Here is a 16,053-nt window from a genome sequence, read left to right on the forward strand (position 1 = left end):
GGTCCCCTCTATGCACAATCGCTCGCGTATCCCGGCCATCCTCTTGACGGTGGTTCTGTGCGGACTGATCGCTTCCGGCCTAGCACCTAACGATCGACTCACCTGGTTTCTGGAAATCTTCCCGATCCTCCTGGCGCTCCCCGTCCTGATCGCGACCGCTCGCAGCAATCCTCTCACGCCCCTGCTCTACTGGCTCCTGGCCATTCATGCAGCCATTCTCTCAATCGGCGGCCATTACACCTACGCCGACGTCCCGCTGGGGTTTTGGATGCAGGACTGGCTCGGCTTCGCCCGCAATCACTTCGACCGGATCGGCCACTTCGTGCAGGGATTCGTGCCGGCCATCCTGATGCGAGAACTGCTCCTCAACAAGACGCCGCTCAAGCATCCGGGATGGCTGTTCGGTCTTGTTTGCTCCGTGTGCCTGGCTTTTAGTGCGCTCTATGAACTCTTCGAGTGGTCTGCGGCGGTCACTCTTGGGCAATCCGCCACCGCGTTTCTTGGGACGCAGGGGGATGAGTGGGATACACAGTGGGACATGTTCCTCGCCCTAGTCGGCGCGATCACGGCACAACTGCTGCTCGCCCCGCTGCATGATCGACAGCTTCGCACTCAATCCGGCTCACAGATGAGTTCACACGCCCCACCAATCACGGTTGCCGGGATCCTACTCGCCACCACAGTCGTGTTCGACCCGGGCCCTGTCATAGCCGCACCGGCGCTTGACGGAACGATGCCCCCCATCTGCTGCGCAGATCGGCCGGTCACCATTGCAACACGAACCGCTCGGACTCTTCGACGGGTCGGCCTTCACCGCCACGACCGGTCGATGCAGCGACTGCAGCACGCCGCCGCAAGCCCTGTGGTACTTTGCCGATGAAGCCATCGCGATTCCCCTGGCGCAGGAGCAACAAGGAGTCGCCCATCAGCCGCCCTTTCTGGTGTGGCTGGGTTCTCCGGAATTCATTCCCCGCGCCACCCTCGGACCGGAGCAGACTCATCTCGACATCCCCGACATCGGCTCCATAGCTCTTCGCCTGGCGCCGAAGCTCCCGGCCAATCAGTCGTACTACAATGACGCCACCGCGCGCTTTTTCAGCTCGCATCCATTGCGCCTGCGCGGCCGCACCATCTCCACAGCGGAGGGATCTGCGTTCGAAGCCCGCACTATTTGGCCGGCGGACTATCTCCTCACACCCGATCGGGCGCGCACGGTCGCCGCCGATGACCGAACGATCTCACACCTCATGGAAAACACGGACGGGCTTCCCGCAGGCACCATCACGACCCGCCTCTTGTGGGGGAAAGCAGACGGATCATGGGCCGGGAAGCCGGTCCTCGGCGCCATTCTGAACGGCCCGCAAGGCGACGACGACGAGGCCCACGGAGGACACTTCGGCATCGTCACAGGACGCGTCGGCCCTGATGGAGAATGGGCCGACTGGATGGTGAACAACTTTTACGACGCCGACGTGGTCAGCGAAAAGGGCATTCTCCCCGCGATGGTCCCCATGGACAATTACCTCATGGACCTCAACAGCGGGCAATCCTACTATCGGCCGAGCGCGCTCCTCGTGCTGGTCTTGAAACAGGATCGCATCCCGGCTGCCTATCAAGCCGCCATCCAGGACGTGTTTCGCCGCTTTTACCGGCACGAGCTGGATTACGATCACTCGCGGCTCAACTGCGCGGGACTCAGCATCGATCAACTCCGCACGCTCGGCTGGCAGATTCCTCACCAAGGCGCCAGCAACCGGCTGAAGGCGACGGCGGGCTATGTCTACATGGCCGCCTCAGATCGCAGCCTGACCAGCGGGCTGAAGGTGTATCGCTATTTTTCAGAGAAACTCACCCGCCTGCTGCCGCGGGTCACCTTTGAGGCGATCGGAAGCGATCTCCTCCACTTCCTGCAGCAATCCAATCTGCAGCGAACACTCACCCCCTTCGAGCACTGGCTGACGGAAGATGTTGAAGCCGTGCTCTATGTTCACATCCCGCAGATTCCCTCCAGCCGCGCGATGGGCACCTCTGCCGTGGCATCGCTCGATGAATATCAGCAGCGCGTGCCATCGGACCGGTCGAAGTGGAAAGCGGTCCCCGTGCCGCCTCGCCCGTTTCCACCTGAGCTGCGCGTGGCTCCGGCGCCGGTCGAAGCGGCAACGATTCCAGGTTCTGTGCTCGCACTCACAGCCGGCTGCATGGTCGGGTTGGTCTGGCTAGGCCGCCTCCTGATCCGTAAGCGATAGCCACTTTCGTCTGTGAAGACGGCGCGGCCGGCTATCGAACAAGGGCGATTTGACTTGGCTTTCCGAGTCGGCATGCTACGCTGGCACAGACTTGCAGGAGTACGTAGATCGCCATGGCCAGTATCTATCAACTCAAATCAGCGTTTCAGAATGTCCTGCGCCCCCTCACTCGCGCACTGGCCGCGGCACAGGTAACGGCAAACCACGTCACGCTGGCGGCCCTGGCACTTTCCTGCCTGGTCGGTGGCGCGATGGCCTCGCATCCTGACCAGACCTCACTGCTTCTGCTTCTCCCGGGAACGCTGTTCGTTCGCATGGCCCTGAACGCCATCGACGGCATGCTGGCGCGCGAACACAATATGAAAACGAAAATCGGCGCAGTCCTGAACGAACTGGGCGACGTGGTGTCCGACACAGCACTCTATCTGCCGTTGGCACTGGCCCCGGCCTTCAATCATTGGCTGGTGGTCGGTATCGTTATCCTGGCCGTGATGGTGGAGATGGTCGGTGTCGTGGCGATTCAGATCGGCGCCGCTCGCAATTATGCCGGCCCGATGGGCAAGAGCGACCGGGCTTTCGCATTCGGACTGATCGCGCTCCTGCTCGGACTGGGGGTGGCAGAAGGAACCTGGGTGACCGCCGCGTTGTCCATCATGCTGCTGCTCTCGCTCTTCACGATCTACAACCGTGCCAGTCTGGCGTTGCGAGAGAGCCCCCGATGATGCTGTCGCATCTCACACCATCGGTCCTGACGGCACTGGGCGGAGTCCTCGGCATTCTCATGGTCGCCTCGCTCATCGCCGCGCTGCTGAAACGGCGGCATCCGGACAAGAATTATACGGAACTCATCGAGCGTATCCGGTCCTGGTGGATCATGATCGGGATTTTCTCCGGCGCCATTCTCCTCAGCCAAACAGCCTCAATTTTCTTCTTTGCCTTCGTCAGCTTTCTCGCACTGAAAGAATACCTATCCCTTATCCCGACCAGACGCGCGGATCGCCGCGTGCTGTTCTGGGCCTATGCCGCGATTCCTTTCCAGTACTACTGGGTCCACGAGCACTGGTACGGCATGTTCATCATCTTCATCCCCGTGTATCTCTTTCTCCTGCTGCCCATGAGGATGGTCATCATCGGGGACACCAAGGACTTTCTCCGGGCGGCCGGCACGCTGCACTGGGGCCTCATGACGATGGTCTTCAGCCTCAGCCATGCGGCCTTCTTTCTGGTCTTGGACGGGGCAAGAAATCCGGCCGGCGGCGGCGCGGGGCTGGTCCTGTATCTTATCTTTTTGACGCAGTTCAACGACGTCGCCCAATACGTCTGGGGGAAGCTCACCGGACGCCATAAGATTATCCCGAAGGTCAGCCCCAACAAGACCTGGGAAGGGTTTCTCGGCGGAGTGGGAACGACCATTGCCTTGGCGATGCTCCTGGCACCTCACCTCACCCCCCTGACGCTCGTCGAATCACTGGGTGCAGGACTCCTGATCGCACTAGGCGGTTTCATCGGCGACGTGACCATTTCGGCGTTGAAACGCGACATCGGGGTCAAAGACAGCGGCAGCTTGCTGCCCGGCCACGGCGGCATCCTCGACCGGATTGACAGCCTGACCTACACCGCACCGCTGCTCTTTCATTTTGTCTACTATCTCCACTATTGAGGGATCCCGTGTTCCAGCAGCTGTTTTTCCTCTTGATCGTTCGGCCTCTCGTCCTGGTGGTGCTGGGCCTCAATGTCCGTCATCGCGAACGGATCCCCGCCAAGGGACCGGCTATCATCGTCTCGAACCACAACAGCCACCTGGACACCTTAGTCTTGATGACACTCCTTCCATGGCTGCTCTTGCCGCGCCTTCGGCCGGTGGCGGCAAAAGACTATTTCCTTCGCAACCGTCTGCTTGCATGGTTTGCTTTGAACATCATGCACATCATTCCGCTTGAGCGTGAGATCATCGACCGACACCAGGACCCGTTAGCCGCTTGCTCTGAGGCCCTGCAGAACGGAGACATCCTGATTCTCTTTCCGGAAGGGTCGCGGGGAGATCCGGAGCAGATGGGCACCTTCAAAGGCGGCATCGCCCATCTCGCCAAACGTCACTCAGACGTTCCCATCACACCTATCTTTCTGCACGGCCTCGGCAAAGCGCTCCCAAAAGGGGAGGCTCTGCTCGTTCCGTTTTTCTGCGATGTGTTCATCGGGGAGCCCATTCGCTGGAGCGGCGATCGAACAAGTTTCATGACGAGCCTCGAACAAGAGATCACATCTCTGGCAGAAGAAGGATACAGACCTGCGTGGGAATAACCGGTGACTTCAGATAATATGAAAGAGACACGCCATGAATAACACCGCCACAAAATCGCTGGTCGATTGCCACGTGCATCTCGCCGCCCTTCCGGATGGAGACAACGGCTGCTACATCTCGCCGAAGATGCTCAAGAGCCCGTTGTTTCGATTCCTGTTTTGGAAACATGGCCTCTCAGTCGACCACCCGCGTGAAGCCAATGAAAAGTATCTGGACGATCTGCTCGTTGAACTGCGCGCCTCGAAGCATGTGCAGAAAGGCGTATTGCTCGGCATGGACGGCCATTATGACTCCACCGGCATCCTGAGCTTGGAACATACCGATCTGCTCGTGAGCAACGACTATGTGCTCAAGGCCGCTCAAGCCCATCCGAACGAGTTGCTGGCCGGCGTCTCCATCAACCCCCAGCGGCGGGACGCGGTCGACGAAGTGCACCGTTGCGCGGACGCCGGAGCAACCCTGGTCAAGGTATTGCCGAACGCGCAACAATTCGACCCGGCCGATCCAAAGTACAAGCCATTCTATCGGGCACTCGCCGAACGGAAGCTTCCGTTTCTCAGCCATGTCGGCTACGAGTTCAGCTTGATCGGCAAGGATCAATCGGTCGGCGAACCTGACCGACTCAGAGTCGCGCTTGACGAAGGGGCCACCGTCATCGCCGCTCACGCCTGTAGCTATGGCCTGATCCTCTTCGAGAAATTCCTCCCGACCCTGCGCGATCTGGTGCAGCGCTATCCGAATTTCTATGCCGATATCTCCGCCCTGACCCTGCCGAACCGCTTCCGGATGCTCTTGCACCTGCGCAACTACCCGGAAGTCCACGAGCGCCTGCTCTTCGGCACCGACTACCCGCTGTCCGTCTTTCACATCGCCGCCTGGGGACGCGTCGCCTTCGGCACGTTGCGCAAGATGATACAGACCAAGAACCGCTTCGACCGGCAGGTTGAAGTGTGCACCGGACTGAAACTGGGCTTCCGCTCCCTCGGCGACATTCTTCCCCATTCAACGATTCAATTGATCCGGTAGTCAGGCGCACCGATGGACCGCAATCAGATACTCGCCTCGCTTCGCGAAAGGATTCTCGCCTTCGCGACATCACGAGTATCGAGAGACCATGCCGAAGATCTGACCCAGGAGACGCTGGTCGTCCTTCATGAGAAGTACCCCGCGGTCACCGACTTGACCGAACTGGTCCCCTTGGCATTTCAGGTCTTGCGGTTCAAGATGCTCGACGCCCACCGCAAGGCCTTCCGGCGAGGCGAGTACAATCAGGAGTCGGTCGAGGAATTGCCGCTGGCTGATCCCGGTGATGATCCGGCCACTCAGCTCGACCAACAGCAGCGCGTGAACCGGTTACTCGCCGCGATCATGCAACTCGGCGAGCGCTGCCGGGAACTCTTCAAGTGGAAACTGGAGGGCAAAACCTTTCCCGAGATTCAGAAGATCATGGGCCAACAGTCAATCAATACGATCTATACCTGGGACCTTCGATGCCGAAAGCAGCTGTTGGCGGCAATGGACGGCAGCTGGGAATAAACAATGGCTGAACACGAGCTTGAAAAACTCCTCGGCGGTTTCGCGGCGGATACGCTGACGCGGGAGGAACGCCGACAGCTCTTCACCGCCGCCATGCAAGATCAGCAACTCTTCAATGCCTTGGCCGACGAGCAGGCACTGAAAGAACTGTTGACCGACCCGGCTGTGCGACGCCGTTTGCTCCAATCCTTGGATAATACAACTCCGGCTCCTGCCGGCGGGTCGGCCTCATGGCTGGATTGGTTCCGACGACCCGCCAATCTCGCACTGGCGGGAGGACTGGCCACGGCCGTCTTCGCAGTCATCCTGGGCACCAAGATCTATCAGGACAGTCTAAAGCAAGCCGTCCAAACGGTTGCGACTGAGGCAACACCATCTGCCGCGCCATCCGTTCCTCCGCCCGCACTGTCCCAGCCGTCAGCGGCCAAACCGGCTGAATCAAAGGCACAGGCCCAGGAGAATCAAGGCCTCTCAGCAATCGCCGCTAAGAAGGACTCACTGGCTGATACGAGTGTCACCCGCGAGCAATCAGCCACCGCACCACCGCAGGCAAGCGTTCCGGCTGATACCCTTCGCGACAATGCGCCGAAGAACACACAACAAGAAGAAGATCGGAAGCAAACAGCGGCACCGGCCATCTCGATGGGGAAGACCCCAGACGAAGTCGCGGCAATAGTCCAGCGTCCACTCTCCGCCGGCTCACCGCCGACAGCGGCCATGCCGGAGGCCAAGACAGCACGGACGCCGGCCGGAGCATCCTTGTCAGAAACCAGTCCCGCGATCGCCGGCGCACGAGCCTTGTTTTATGGCGCCGGCGCCGATACTGGGAGAATGGCCCAAGCCCAGGAACGCGCCATGAAGCCCCTGGCCGAAGCCGAGCCGCAGACGAGTCCGTTGAAGCGCAAACTCGAAGGGCTCTCCCAGCTCGGCAAAGCTGCTGCCCCTCCAATACCCGACAAGCCCCTCGGGCTCCGCTACAGTTTTGTGATCCGGACTCCCGACGGACAGGACCAGGAAGTCAATGCAGCCGCGGCTTCGACGAGTTCAAGACCCGTGCACATGACCCTCGAACCCAATCAAGACGGCTACATTCAGGTATGGCGAAATGTGGGATCGGCCAACACCCAACTGCTGCTGCCACAGAAAGACAGCGGTCATATTTCGGAAAAGATTCACGCCGGGCAACGGCAGCGCCTCCCATTGCCGGCTGACAGCGGCACCGTGATCGTCCGTCTGTCTCGCGTCCCGTTCGGACCTATCTCACGACAAGAGGCCGCGCTCCTCAACCGAGTTGCACCAAACCAACTCCAGGAATCGGTCACCGCCTCAAGTCCAACGGGTCCGCAGGAACAGGCCACTTACATCGTCAGCCAGGATCCCTCCCCCACCGCGCAGATCACGGTCGACATTCTGCTGACCCGCCAGCAATAATGGCACTACCCAATTGTGTGTGGTTCAAGATCGATTGCGAGCTCTCACCACGTCATGCCCCTTGTTGGTAAGGAGGGGTGCGGGGAGGTCGAAGACCATGGTGGCTACCATGGTCAGGCGCGGCTCGCACGAATATACGGCGGTCCATGAACCCTCTACCCCTCCTAACCTCCCCTTACAAAGGGGAGGAATAGCGGACCGGCACAAATCATATGGCGACGGAACAACCTAGATCCCAAGAACCGGCATTCTTGTCCTACGGATTCCGCCCGTTCTTTCTGAGCGCGGCACTGTTCGCCGGCATAGCCATTCCTGTCTGGGCGCTGATTCTGTCTGGATGGACGGATTCACCCTTCCGCTATGCGCCGCGCGATTGGCATGTGCACGAGATGCTCTTCGGCTTTCTGCCCGCCGTGATCACCGGTTTCCTCCTGACCGCGATGCCGAACTGGACCGACCGGCCTCCGCTCAAAGGCACGCCGCTGCTGGCCTTAGTGACTCTCTGGCTGGCCGGACGTCTGACGATCGCCATGCCATGGCCGACGCCGCTGGTTTCGGCTCTCATTGATGCGGGATATCTGGCTGTGCTGGCCGCCATTGTCTGGCGGGAAATCATAGCGGGGAAAGCGTGGGATCGCGCACCGATCGGCATCGTCATCAGTCTCTATGCAGCCGCCGATATCCTGTTTCATGTGCTGGCGCTGCGGGGATCAGAGACGGATCTTCCGGAGCGGATGGCCGTCGCGCTCATGATGCTGTTGCTGGCGCTCATCGGGGGGCGTGTGACGCCCAGCTTCACCAGCGATTACCTGGCCGAACGAGGCCTTCCCGACCAGCTTCCATCATTTTCCCGATTCGATGGACTGACGATTCTTCTCACAGTTGTCGCCGCACTGTCCTGGGTGGTTCAGCCGCAAGCCAGAACAACGGGATGGTTTTTGATCATCGCAGGACTGGCCAACAGCGTCCGTCTCACTCGCTGGCGCGGGTGGCTCACATGGCGTGAGCCGATCGTGCTGATCCTGCATGTGGGGTATGGCTGGCTCGCGTTCTCGCTGCTCATCATCGGCGGATCGATACTCGGATTCGGCCTGAAACCGGCTGATGCGGTGCACGCGCTTACGACCGGCGCAGTCGGTTCGATGACCATGGCGGTGATGACCCGCGCCAGCCTAGGTCATACCGGACGACCGAAGCAGGCCGACCGCCTGACCATCATGATCTACATGCTGGTCAGCCTGGGTGCGCTGCTGCGAGTCTTCGGGCCAATGACGGGTCTGCCGCCGAATCTCGTACTCGGCGCAGCGGCGGCATTCTGGAGCGGCGCCTATCTTCTCTTTGCCGCCTTGTACGGCTCCTACCTCATTCGCCCCAGCCTCGACGAGTAAGGCCGTTCACACCATTTCTCGTTCGGGTTTCATGTCCCAGGTTCCACATCTGACGTTTCACGTTTCACGCATCAGGCTTTACGGCGGTCCGTTGCGCAACTCCGTGCCATGCATCCTGGCGAAGAGATCCCAGTCGAACTGTTTAGGCGCCACGGCATGGAGCGGGATCGCTTCGATCGCCCCGCGCTCGCGATAGGCCAGCATGCATCCCACCACTTCCTCCGGACGTTCCACTAATCGATGGACCGTCTCATAGGCCAAATGCTGGGCGATGGCTTTGTCTTCCGGGGTCGGCGGAGCGCCCCGCAACGTATGGCCGAGAATGGTAGCCTTGGTCGCGAGCGTCAAGGGATACTGACCGGGCCTTGCGTGGCGCTGGGGCCATCCTCCGATCGCGCCGGCCACGTAATCGACCAGGCCATGCACCCCTCCCTCCCGATGATGGCGATGGGGGGTTCGTTCGGCCACGACAAACAAGTGGCTCTTGTTGGGCACCCCCAGCGTGCGCTTCAGCGTGCCGAGAATCACCTCGTCGATATAGGCATCGGGATCGGGATGTTCGTTGACCAATAGGCCCTCAGCCCTCGCTTGATAGGCGCAGGCGAGCGCCAGATGCCCCGACCCTGCGCCCATCACTTCAACGAAAAACACGCTCCCCATGGCGGCGCTGGTCGCCTTGAGCGACTCAATCGACTGATCCGCCAGGGCCATGGCTGAATGGTAGCCGAGCGAGATGGCACCCTCGAGGTTGTTGTCGATCGTGCCGGGGATGCCCACCACCTGCACACCGAACCCTTCGTAGATCGCCCGCGCCCCGCGGAAACTCCCGTCTCCCCCCAGAACCACCAACGCGGCGTCTTCCAGAAAAGGCGCGAGGTGCCCGACCGCCGCCCGCTGAACCAGTTCGTCCTTGAAGTCCTCGAAGCGGCTGCTGCCGATGGGACTGCTCGCATGACTGCTCATGCCGCGCGTATCCTCTTCAGTCACCGGTTCGATCCAATTATTAGCGAGCCCGAGGAATCCGTGCCGGACGAAGTGAACATCCAGGCCGAATCGAGCCCCCTGCACGTGCAATTCTTTCAATGCGGCGCCGGCGCCGGCGAAATCTCCCCCCGAGACCAACGCCACGATCCGCTTGATCTGTCGAGGTTTCAACGTCACCCGGTCTTTTCGCACCCGCTCGACCGCCACCCATGAATCCCGCGAGGCTCGTTCACGCTCCGATAGTCCGACCGCCGTAGAATAGCCCGACAAGCGCCCCTTTTCATACGCCAGCAGCACGACATTGTCCTGACTCTCTTTGTAGTCGCTGAATTCGGTGAAGGCTTCGTGAAACGGGCGCGGGTCCAGATAAATCATGAGGGCCCGCAACGTCGAACTGTGCGTATACAGGCACGCCACCTGGCCCTGATGCGCATCCCCCATGTGATGCAGTCCATCGATCACATCGACGTAGAGATCAAAAAACGAATTCCCGCCGGGATAACAATACAAAGGATCTTTGATCAGACGTTTCGCGGTTGGGACATCGACGCCGAAAGCCTTGGCAAGTTCCTGAGTCTCCACCGTTTTTTCGACGCCGGTGATCCACCCAAAATCCGACGACTCCAACGCAGGCGCATACGCCGCCCCGGCCGGAGGAAGCGGATCACGCACCAGCGCGGCCCCCACACGCTCAAAGAGTTGCCGCGTGTTCGGACTCCGGCTGATGAAGTGAAGAAACCTGGCGGGATCCAGGTAATTGGACAAGTGGAGAAAATCCAGCTGTTGACCGACCACGCCGACCATCCGGGCCAGTGCGGTCCCCACAGCGTCGGCCCGTGGCACGCCCCGTTCCTGATCCAACTGATTCGCCAAACGGCGACCGACCCGGTGCGTTTTACTCTCCACGCGGGAAATGCCATGACGCATGGTAAAGAGCACGGTGCGACCGGACAATTCGCGCGGCAGGAGCCAGAATCGTTCATCGCCCAAGTCGAGCACGATACGTCCGTCCGCCAGCTGCGGCGTAAGCTGCGCACGCGGGACGATCGCCACGGGACGCCGCTGAGTCGGTTTCAATACGGATCCGATCGGCGCCCGCATCAAGGGTTGGAGCGCGCCCTCCGCGAGCACACGGTTCCAGGCGGCGAAAAACACCAGCGGGTCACCGGCACAGGGGCCATCGATCAGGGCTTGCCTGGCCGATCGATAGGCTTCGGCATCGGGAAATCCAGCGTGAGCGCGGTCGACAAACGCCGTGATCTGCGCCATCGCCTGGCGCGCTTGCGCGGCACGGTCGTTCGATGGAGCCGGAGCGGCCGGCGCCGACACGCCCTCGATGGCCGGCCGTCGCGCGAACTGCTCTCCGTAGGCCAGCAGGCCTTCAATCGTCACGAAATCGAGCGAATTTGTGATACTCTGCATGCCCCTCCTTCACCTCCGGGTAGTTGGCCCGACCACCGGTGGGTGGCGCACAGCACCGGGCGTGAACGAGCGCATCATTGGGTGTCCGCCGATTCTTGTCAAGGGCTGAGGAGCGTCCTATGCGAAAAGCAAAGATAGTCTGTACGATCGGACCCGCCAGCAGTTCGCTGGCGATGTTGGATCGGCTCATTGCATCTGGAATGGATGCCGCCAGGCTGAACTTCTCCCATGGGGCACATGACACCCATGCAGCCGCCATCGCGACGATCCGCCAAGCGGCGGAGCGCCGCCAGGCCGCCGTCGCGATTATCCAGGATCTCCAAGGACCCAGGATTCGCGTGGGCGACTTACCCGAAGAGGGGATCGAGGTGACCACGGGCCAGTCGGTGCGGCTGCAGACGATGCTGGCGCGGTCCGGCGGTCAGCTCGGCGCCCAATCCGTCGCCAAGGCGCACTCCGCCATCCCCGAAATCCCGGTCACCTACCCCTATCTTGCCCGCGACCTTAGGCCCGGCGCGCGAGTCTTGATCAACGACGGGCTGATTGAACTCATGGTCGATCGCATCGCGGGCGGAGCCGTCGAATGCACCGTCGCCACCGGCGGGACGATCACCTCGCACAAAGGCATCAATTTACCGGGCACCCTCGTCAGCGCGCCCACCCTCACCGACAAAGACCGGGAAGACATCCGGTTCGGCATCGCCCACGGCGTGGACTACCTGGCGCTCTCCTTCGTCAGGGGACCGGAAGACATCCTGGCAGCGCGGGCCTTGGTCGCTCAATGCGGCGGAACGGTGCCGATCATTGCCAAGATCGAACGGGCCGAAGCCGTGACCGCCCTGGACGCGATCCTGGACGAGGCGGACGGGGTCATGATTGCGCGGGGGGATCTGGGCGTGGAGATGAGTCCTGAAGCCGTGCCGCTGTTGCAGAAACGTATCATCATGGAAGCCAACCGCCGCCGCCGCCTCGTGATCACCGCCACGCAAATGCTGGAGTCGATGACCCAAGCCCTGCGTCCGACCAGAGCGGAAGCCTCGGATGTCGCCAATGCCGTGTTCGACGGCACCGACGCGGTCATGCTGTCGGCTGAAACGGCCATCGGCGCGCATCCGGTTGAAACCGTCCAGGTCATGGATCGCATCATTCGCGCGGCGGAAGAAGGTCCCGAGCCAGGCGTGAGACCCAAGCGTCACACCGACTGGGGAGACATGGCCTTCCCCGAAGCGATCTGTACCGCAGCGGCCTCGGCCGCCAAGGCGATCGCCGCCGGCGTCATCGTCGCCTTCAGCGAGCGGGGCACGACGGCGCACCTCATCTCGAAACAGCGACCGGCCGCACCGATCATCGCCTTCACTCCGTTTGAGCCGGTCAGAAAACGGATGGCCCTCTATTGGGGCGTGCGCCCTTACACCATGCCGCAGATCGAACAGACCGATGCCCGTGTGGACGAAGCCGAACGACGGCTGAAAGCGGAGGGACTGGCCAAGACCGGAGAACGGATTGTCATCCTCTCCGGGACTCGCATCGGGCAACCCGGGGGCACGAATCTGATCAAGCTGCACGTCGTGGGATAAATTGCGTGCCGCACTAACGGTAGACTGCCTTTGAGAGATCAGAGCCCCCAAGCCGGTTTCCGCATATCCAACAGGCCACGGACCCAACGGCGCTGAGTTACGGAGAAAACTGCCCGATCGACAACCCTGCAATCGCGGCGATGCCGCCCACACAGCAGAGGACGAATCCGACCGCACCGGCCACGAACCAGGGACGAACCGGCGCGAACTCGATCGGCGTGAGCCGGTCATGCAACTCAACCGGCCTCCGCCACCACCATGACGGCAGCGTCATCCGCCGCTTGAGTGCGCGGTACAAGACCACGTGATACCACAGCCCTGCCGGAATCCCGATCAGCAAGCCTCCGGCCAGGATCCATAATCCGAACTCGATCATGATCTCCGGCGTGACCACCTTCGCAATCAAGCCGATCACCACGACTCCGACCAGACTGGCCAGTACCAGCAAGAACTCATGCATGGGACGGATTGTACCGGAATCTATCTGCGGGGGGGGAGAGGCGATCGATATTCCGCTAGTTCGAGAGACATCCGATGAAGAATCTCATGGTTGAGTTCGGCTGGCGTAACGACCGAGAGTGGCCACAAAGGGAAACCGCAACATCATAAAGAGATTCAAGCAGACCGGCGGGCCGAGATGTTCGAGGCCGATTTTCATCCCCAATTGCCCTAGGGCCGGTTCCGCGCAGTAGGTGCCGAACAGCCGGTCCCACCAGGCCACGTTGAATCCATAGTTGCTGTTGGTTTCTCGCACGTCGGTGGAATGGTGGATGCGGTGCATATCCGGTGTGACGATCACATAGCGCAGCACTCGATCGAGCCCCAATGGCATCCTTACATTACTGTGATTGAACAAGGCCGTCGCGTTCAGCACGATCTCAAAGATGACCACCGCCAGCGGCGCGACACCCAACATCAATACCGAGAGTGCCTTCACGCCTGTCGAGATGATGATCTCGACCGGATGAAACCGTACTCCGCTGGACACGTCCAAATCCAAATCCGAGTGATGCATCATGTGGAACCGCCAGAGGATCGGCACGTAGTGGAAGACTTGATGTTGCCAGTAGATGATAAAGTCGAGCGCCACGATGGCAATGGCGACCTCCAGCCACACCGGGCCTTCGATAAGATTCAAGAGCCCCCAGCCCCGTTCTTGGCCCATCGCCGCGACAGCCACCACGCCGCCCATGAAAAACAGCCGGGCGATCACCGTATTCAAGATCACGATCGTGAGATTGCCGCCCCACCGGCAGAGCTTCGAGGCCGTCAGCTTTCGTCGCGGCGCCAGCAGTTCCCATGTGGCCATGATGGCTAACACGGAAAGGTACGAGCCCGCTCGAATGAGATCTTGAGATTCCATAGCTCTCCGCGATGCCGATGCTCGTTTGCAGCTGAGCCTGAAGCCTACTCCATCGTTAATTGCGGCTCTTCCACATATCCGGCGTCCGGCGCTCGATGCAAGCACTACCCATCCCATCGATAGGGATAATCCATCTGTGCGGCAACTCTGCGCTTCGCATCTTCGCCTGCTAGTCGCTGCACAACATACAGCCCTGCATCGATAGCCGATGCCACCCCGCCGGCAGTGATAATGCCGCCTTCATCGACAACTCGCTCACGAACAACCTCCCTGCAGTATGGGCTCAATTCTTGGAGTGCGGTCGGGTGTGTCGTTGCGCGCTTGCCGCGAAGAAAACCCGCAGCACCAAGAAGCAAAGCGCCGGTACAGCATGACACCTTCAACGGAATGGAACCGGCCGTTTTCAACCAATCGACAAAATGCTTATTATGCTGGAGACTTCTGGTGCCGATGCCGCCTGGCACAAAAAGTATATCGTAAGAATCGAGAGGCTCGGCAACTGCAGTGACTTCAATCCGAAGCCCCCGATCATCAACGACATCCTTCGTAAGGGCGCATATGCGCCATTCAAAATCATCAATGATCTGCATGGACTTCAGCCGTGTTAATGGATCATAGAACCCGATAAAGTCCAGCGTAGTCATACGATCAAATACAACAAATGCGATGTTCACCCTGCCTCCAAGATTTCACCTGGCTAAAAACCATACCGCGCATGCAATCACTAGCAGCTGAAAGCGTTTCAGCTGCTATCGTTTCTCAGGTGGGATCGTCTTGACCTTGGCCATGAACTGCGCATGAGCCACCGGATCAACCGGCCGGTGCTTCACCGTAGTGCTCGCCGGATCTTTTCCCAGGAAGTTGTCACCCTTCCAATTCGTCGCAGGCCTGATCGGCCGAGGAACAAACCCGCCGCCGCAGTTGGGACAGACATTCTCCAATACCTGTTCGACGCACGTCGCACAGAATGTGCATTCATACGAACAGATCCGCGCCTCAAGCGAATCAGGAGGCAGCGCCTTGTTGCAATGTTCGCAGGTAGGTCTCAATTCAAGCATGGGCCCTCAGAATGACGCTACCAAACATGCCTATCAATGGTCCCTGAACCTTTTTCACCCTTCAATCGTTCCTATAGCCTTATTCAGCGACCTGTCTCTTAAGCTTTGGACTTCTTTCGATAACGACGAGGAGTATCCAAACCGGCAGCGAGAACGCTCAACTTAGAAACCATCTTAGCGTGGGAAGGTACTTGACTGCCGTCGGATTTATTTGTAAAGCGCTCTGTTCGAGGAGCGCCTTCCGCCATCCCACGTATTCGTTCTTCTGTGGTCATCGAATCCGTCGTCAAATGCTTTTTGATCGGAACACGCGAAAGAAAAAGGGAGTGGATAGATGATGGTGCACCCGTCTTGTAGTACGCCTCCTGGTGCGGAAACCAAGGCTTCAAGTCTTCCTGAAGCCAATCAACTCGAGTACCTTTAAAACGCTCCAAAGCAAGAAAGGTCTCAAGATCGCCACGCACCAACACGATGCAATCCAATCCCCGTAACCACGCTTGGACGGCAAGGTAGTGACCAATGATGCGGTGTTGATTCCGACAAAATTCTCTATGCGGATCGGTCATGGCAGCTTACCTCCAGTTTGACGGCATAATAATAAAGCTGGGCTAGGAGCCTGTCCGAGTAATGTGCATTTTGGACTGGACAGGCAGCGGGCATTGTGGTTTCTAGGCGGCATGGCTAAAACATTCAAATCCTGGGACGTCGATCAGCCGGTACTGCTCCCTCCGTCCGTGCAGGAGCTG

The 16,053-nt window shown here is 60.0% G+C and carries 16 protein-coding genes; 10 read left to right on the forward strand and 6 right to left on the reverse strand.

Annotation, left to right across the window (positions count from 1 at the left end; translation table 11 throughout):
- Positions 1-10: 10 nt before the first annotated feature.
- From Q8N04_09255 to Q8N04_09295, 9 genes are all read left to right on the forward strand, one after another.
- A complete protein-coding gene (locus tag Q8N04_09255; protein MDP3090852.1) occupies positions 11-880 on the forward strand; it encodes a DUF2238 domain-containing protein in 870 nt (289 codons plus the stop codon).
- A complete protein-coding gene (locus Q8N04_09260) occupies positions 771-2,246 on the forward strand; it encodes a hypothetical protein (protein MDP3090853.1) in 1,476 nt (491 codons plus the stop codon). Before Q8N04_09255 ends, Q8N04_09260 begins: the two co-directional genes overlap by 110 nt.
- A 113-nt stretch (positions 2,247-2,359) precedes the next feature.
- Complete coding sequence (locus Q8N04_09265; protein MDP3090854.1) at positions 2,360-2,968, forward strand: CDP-alcohol phosphatidyltransferase family protein; 609 nt, start codon at positions 2,360-2,362, stop codon at positions 2,966-2,968.
- Positions 2,965-3,906, forward strand: coding sequence for a phosphatidate cytidylyltransferase (locus tag Q8N04_09270; GenBank protein ID MDP3090855.1), 942 nt, complete (start codon positions 2,965-2,967; stop codon positions 3,904-3,906). Before Q8N04_09265 ends, Q8N04_09270 begins: the two co-directional genes overlap by 4 nt.
- Before the next feature lie 8 nt (positions 3,907-3,914).
- The gene (locus Q8N04_09275; protein ID MDP3090856.1) at positions 3,915-4,547 is read left to right on the forward strand and encodes a lysophospholipid acyltransferase family protein; all 633 of its coding nucleotides are present in this window, start codon (positions 3,915-3,917) and stop codon (positions 4,545-4,547) included.
- 34 nt (positions 4,548-4,581) lie between these two features.
- Entirely contained in the window at positions 4,582-5,574 is a 993-nt protein-coding gene (locus Q8N04_09280) for an amidohydrolase family protein (protein ID MDP3090857.1), read from the forward strand.
- 12 nt (positions 5,575-5,586) lie between these two features.
- Positions 5,587-6,084, forward strand: a complete 498-nt coding sequence (locus Q8N04_09285; GenBank protein MDP3090858.1) for a sigma-70 family RNA polymerase sigma factor — start codon at positions 5,587-5,589, stop codon at positions 6,082-6,084.
- Positions 6,085-6,087: 3 nt separating this feature from the next.
- Positions 6,088-7,515 (forward strand): hypothetical protein, encoded by a 1,428-nt coding sequence (locus Q8N04_09290; protein ID MDP3090859.1) that lies wholly within the window; start codon positions 6,088-6,090, stop codon positions 7,513-7,515.
- Between the two features lie 212 nt (positions 7,516-7,727).
- Positions 7,728-8,903, forward strand: a complete 1,176-nt coding sequence (locus Q8N04_09295; GenBank protein ID MDP3090860.1) for an NnrS family protein — start codon at positions 7,728-7,730, stop codon at positions 8,901-8,903.
- Positions 8,904-8,981: 78 nt separating this feature from the next.
- Here the strand turns inward: Q8N04_09295 and Q8N04_09300 are convergent, their stop codons facing one another.
- The gene (locus tag Q8N04_09300) at positions 8,982-11,309 is read right to left on the reverse strand and encodes a 6-phosphofructokinase (protein MDP3090861.1); all 2,328 of its coding nucleotides are present in this window, start codon (positions 11,307-11,309) and stop codon (positions 8,982-8,984) included.
- Positions 11,310-11,428: 119 nt separating this feature from the next.
- On the opposite strand from Q8N04_09300, the gene pyk reads away from it, so the two are divergent.
- Positions 11,429-12,886 carry a pyruvate kinase gene (pyk, locus tag Q8N04_09305; protein MDP3090862.1) on the forward strand — a complete coding sequence of 486 codons (1,458 nt, stop codon included), beginning with the start codon at positions 11,429-11,431 and terminating at the stop codon, positions 12,884-12,886.
- Between the two features lie 97 nt (positions 12,887-12,983).
- On the opposite strand, the gene Q8N04_09310 is transcribed toward pyk, so the two are convergent.
- From Q8N04_09310 to Q8N04_09330, 5 genes are all read right to left on the reverse strand, one after another.
- On the reverse strand, positions 12,984-13,346 hold the full coding sequence (locus Q8N04_09310; protein ID MDP3090863.1) for a hypothetical protein: 363 nt from the start codon (positions 13,344-13,346) through the stop codon (positions 12,984-12,986).
- Between the two features lie 84 nt (positions 13,347-13,430).
- Positions 13,431-14,249 carry a sterol desaturase family protein gene (locus tag Q8N04_09315; GenBank protein ID MDP3090864.1) on the reverse strand — a complete coding sequence of 273 codons (819 nt, stop codon included), beginning with the start codon at positions 14,247-14,249 and terminating at the stop codon, positions 13,431-13,433.
- Positions 14,250-14,353: 104 nt separating this feature from the next.
- Positions 14,354-14,923: a DJ-1/PfpI family protein gene (locus Q8N04_09320; protein MDP3090865.1), complete on the reverse strand. Its 570-nt coding sequence runs from the start codon at positions 14,921-14,923 to the stop codon at positions 14,354-14,356.
- Positions 14,924-14,998: 75 nt separating this feature from the next.
- Positions 14,999-15,307 (reverse strand): DUF1272 domain-containing protein, encoded by a 309-nt coding sequence (locus Q8N04_09325; GenBank protein ID MDP3090866.1) that lies wholly within the window; start codon positions 15,305-15,307, stop codon positions 14,999-15,001.
- 98 nt (positions 15,308-15,405) lie between these two features.
- Positions 15,406-15,873, reverse strand: coding sequence for a hypothetical protein (locus tag Q8N04_09330; protein ID MDP3090867.1), 468 nt, complete (start codon positions 15,871-15,873; stop codon positions 15,406-15,408).
- Positions 15,874-16,053 lie beyond the last annotated feature (180 nt).

The sequence above is a fragment of the Nitrospira sp. genome (assembly GCA_030692565.1).
Taxonomy (GTDB): Bacteria; Nitrospirota; Nitrospiria; order Nitrospirales; family Nitrospiraceae; genus Nitrospira_D.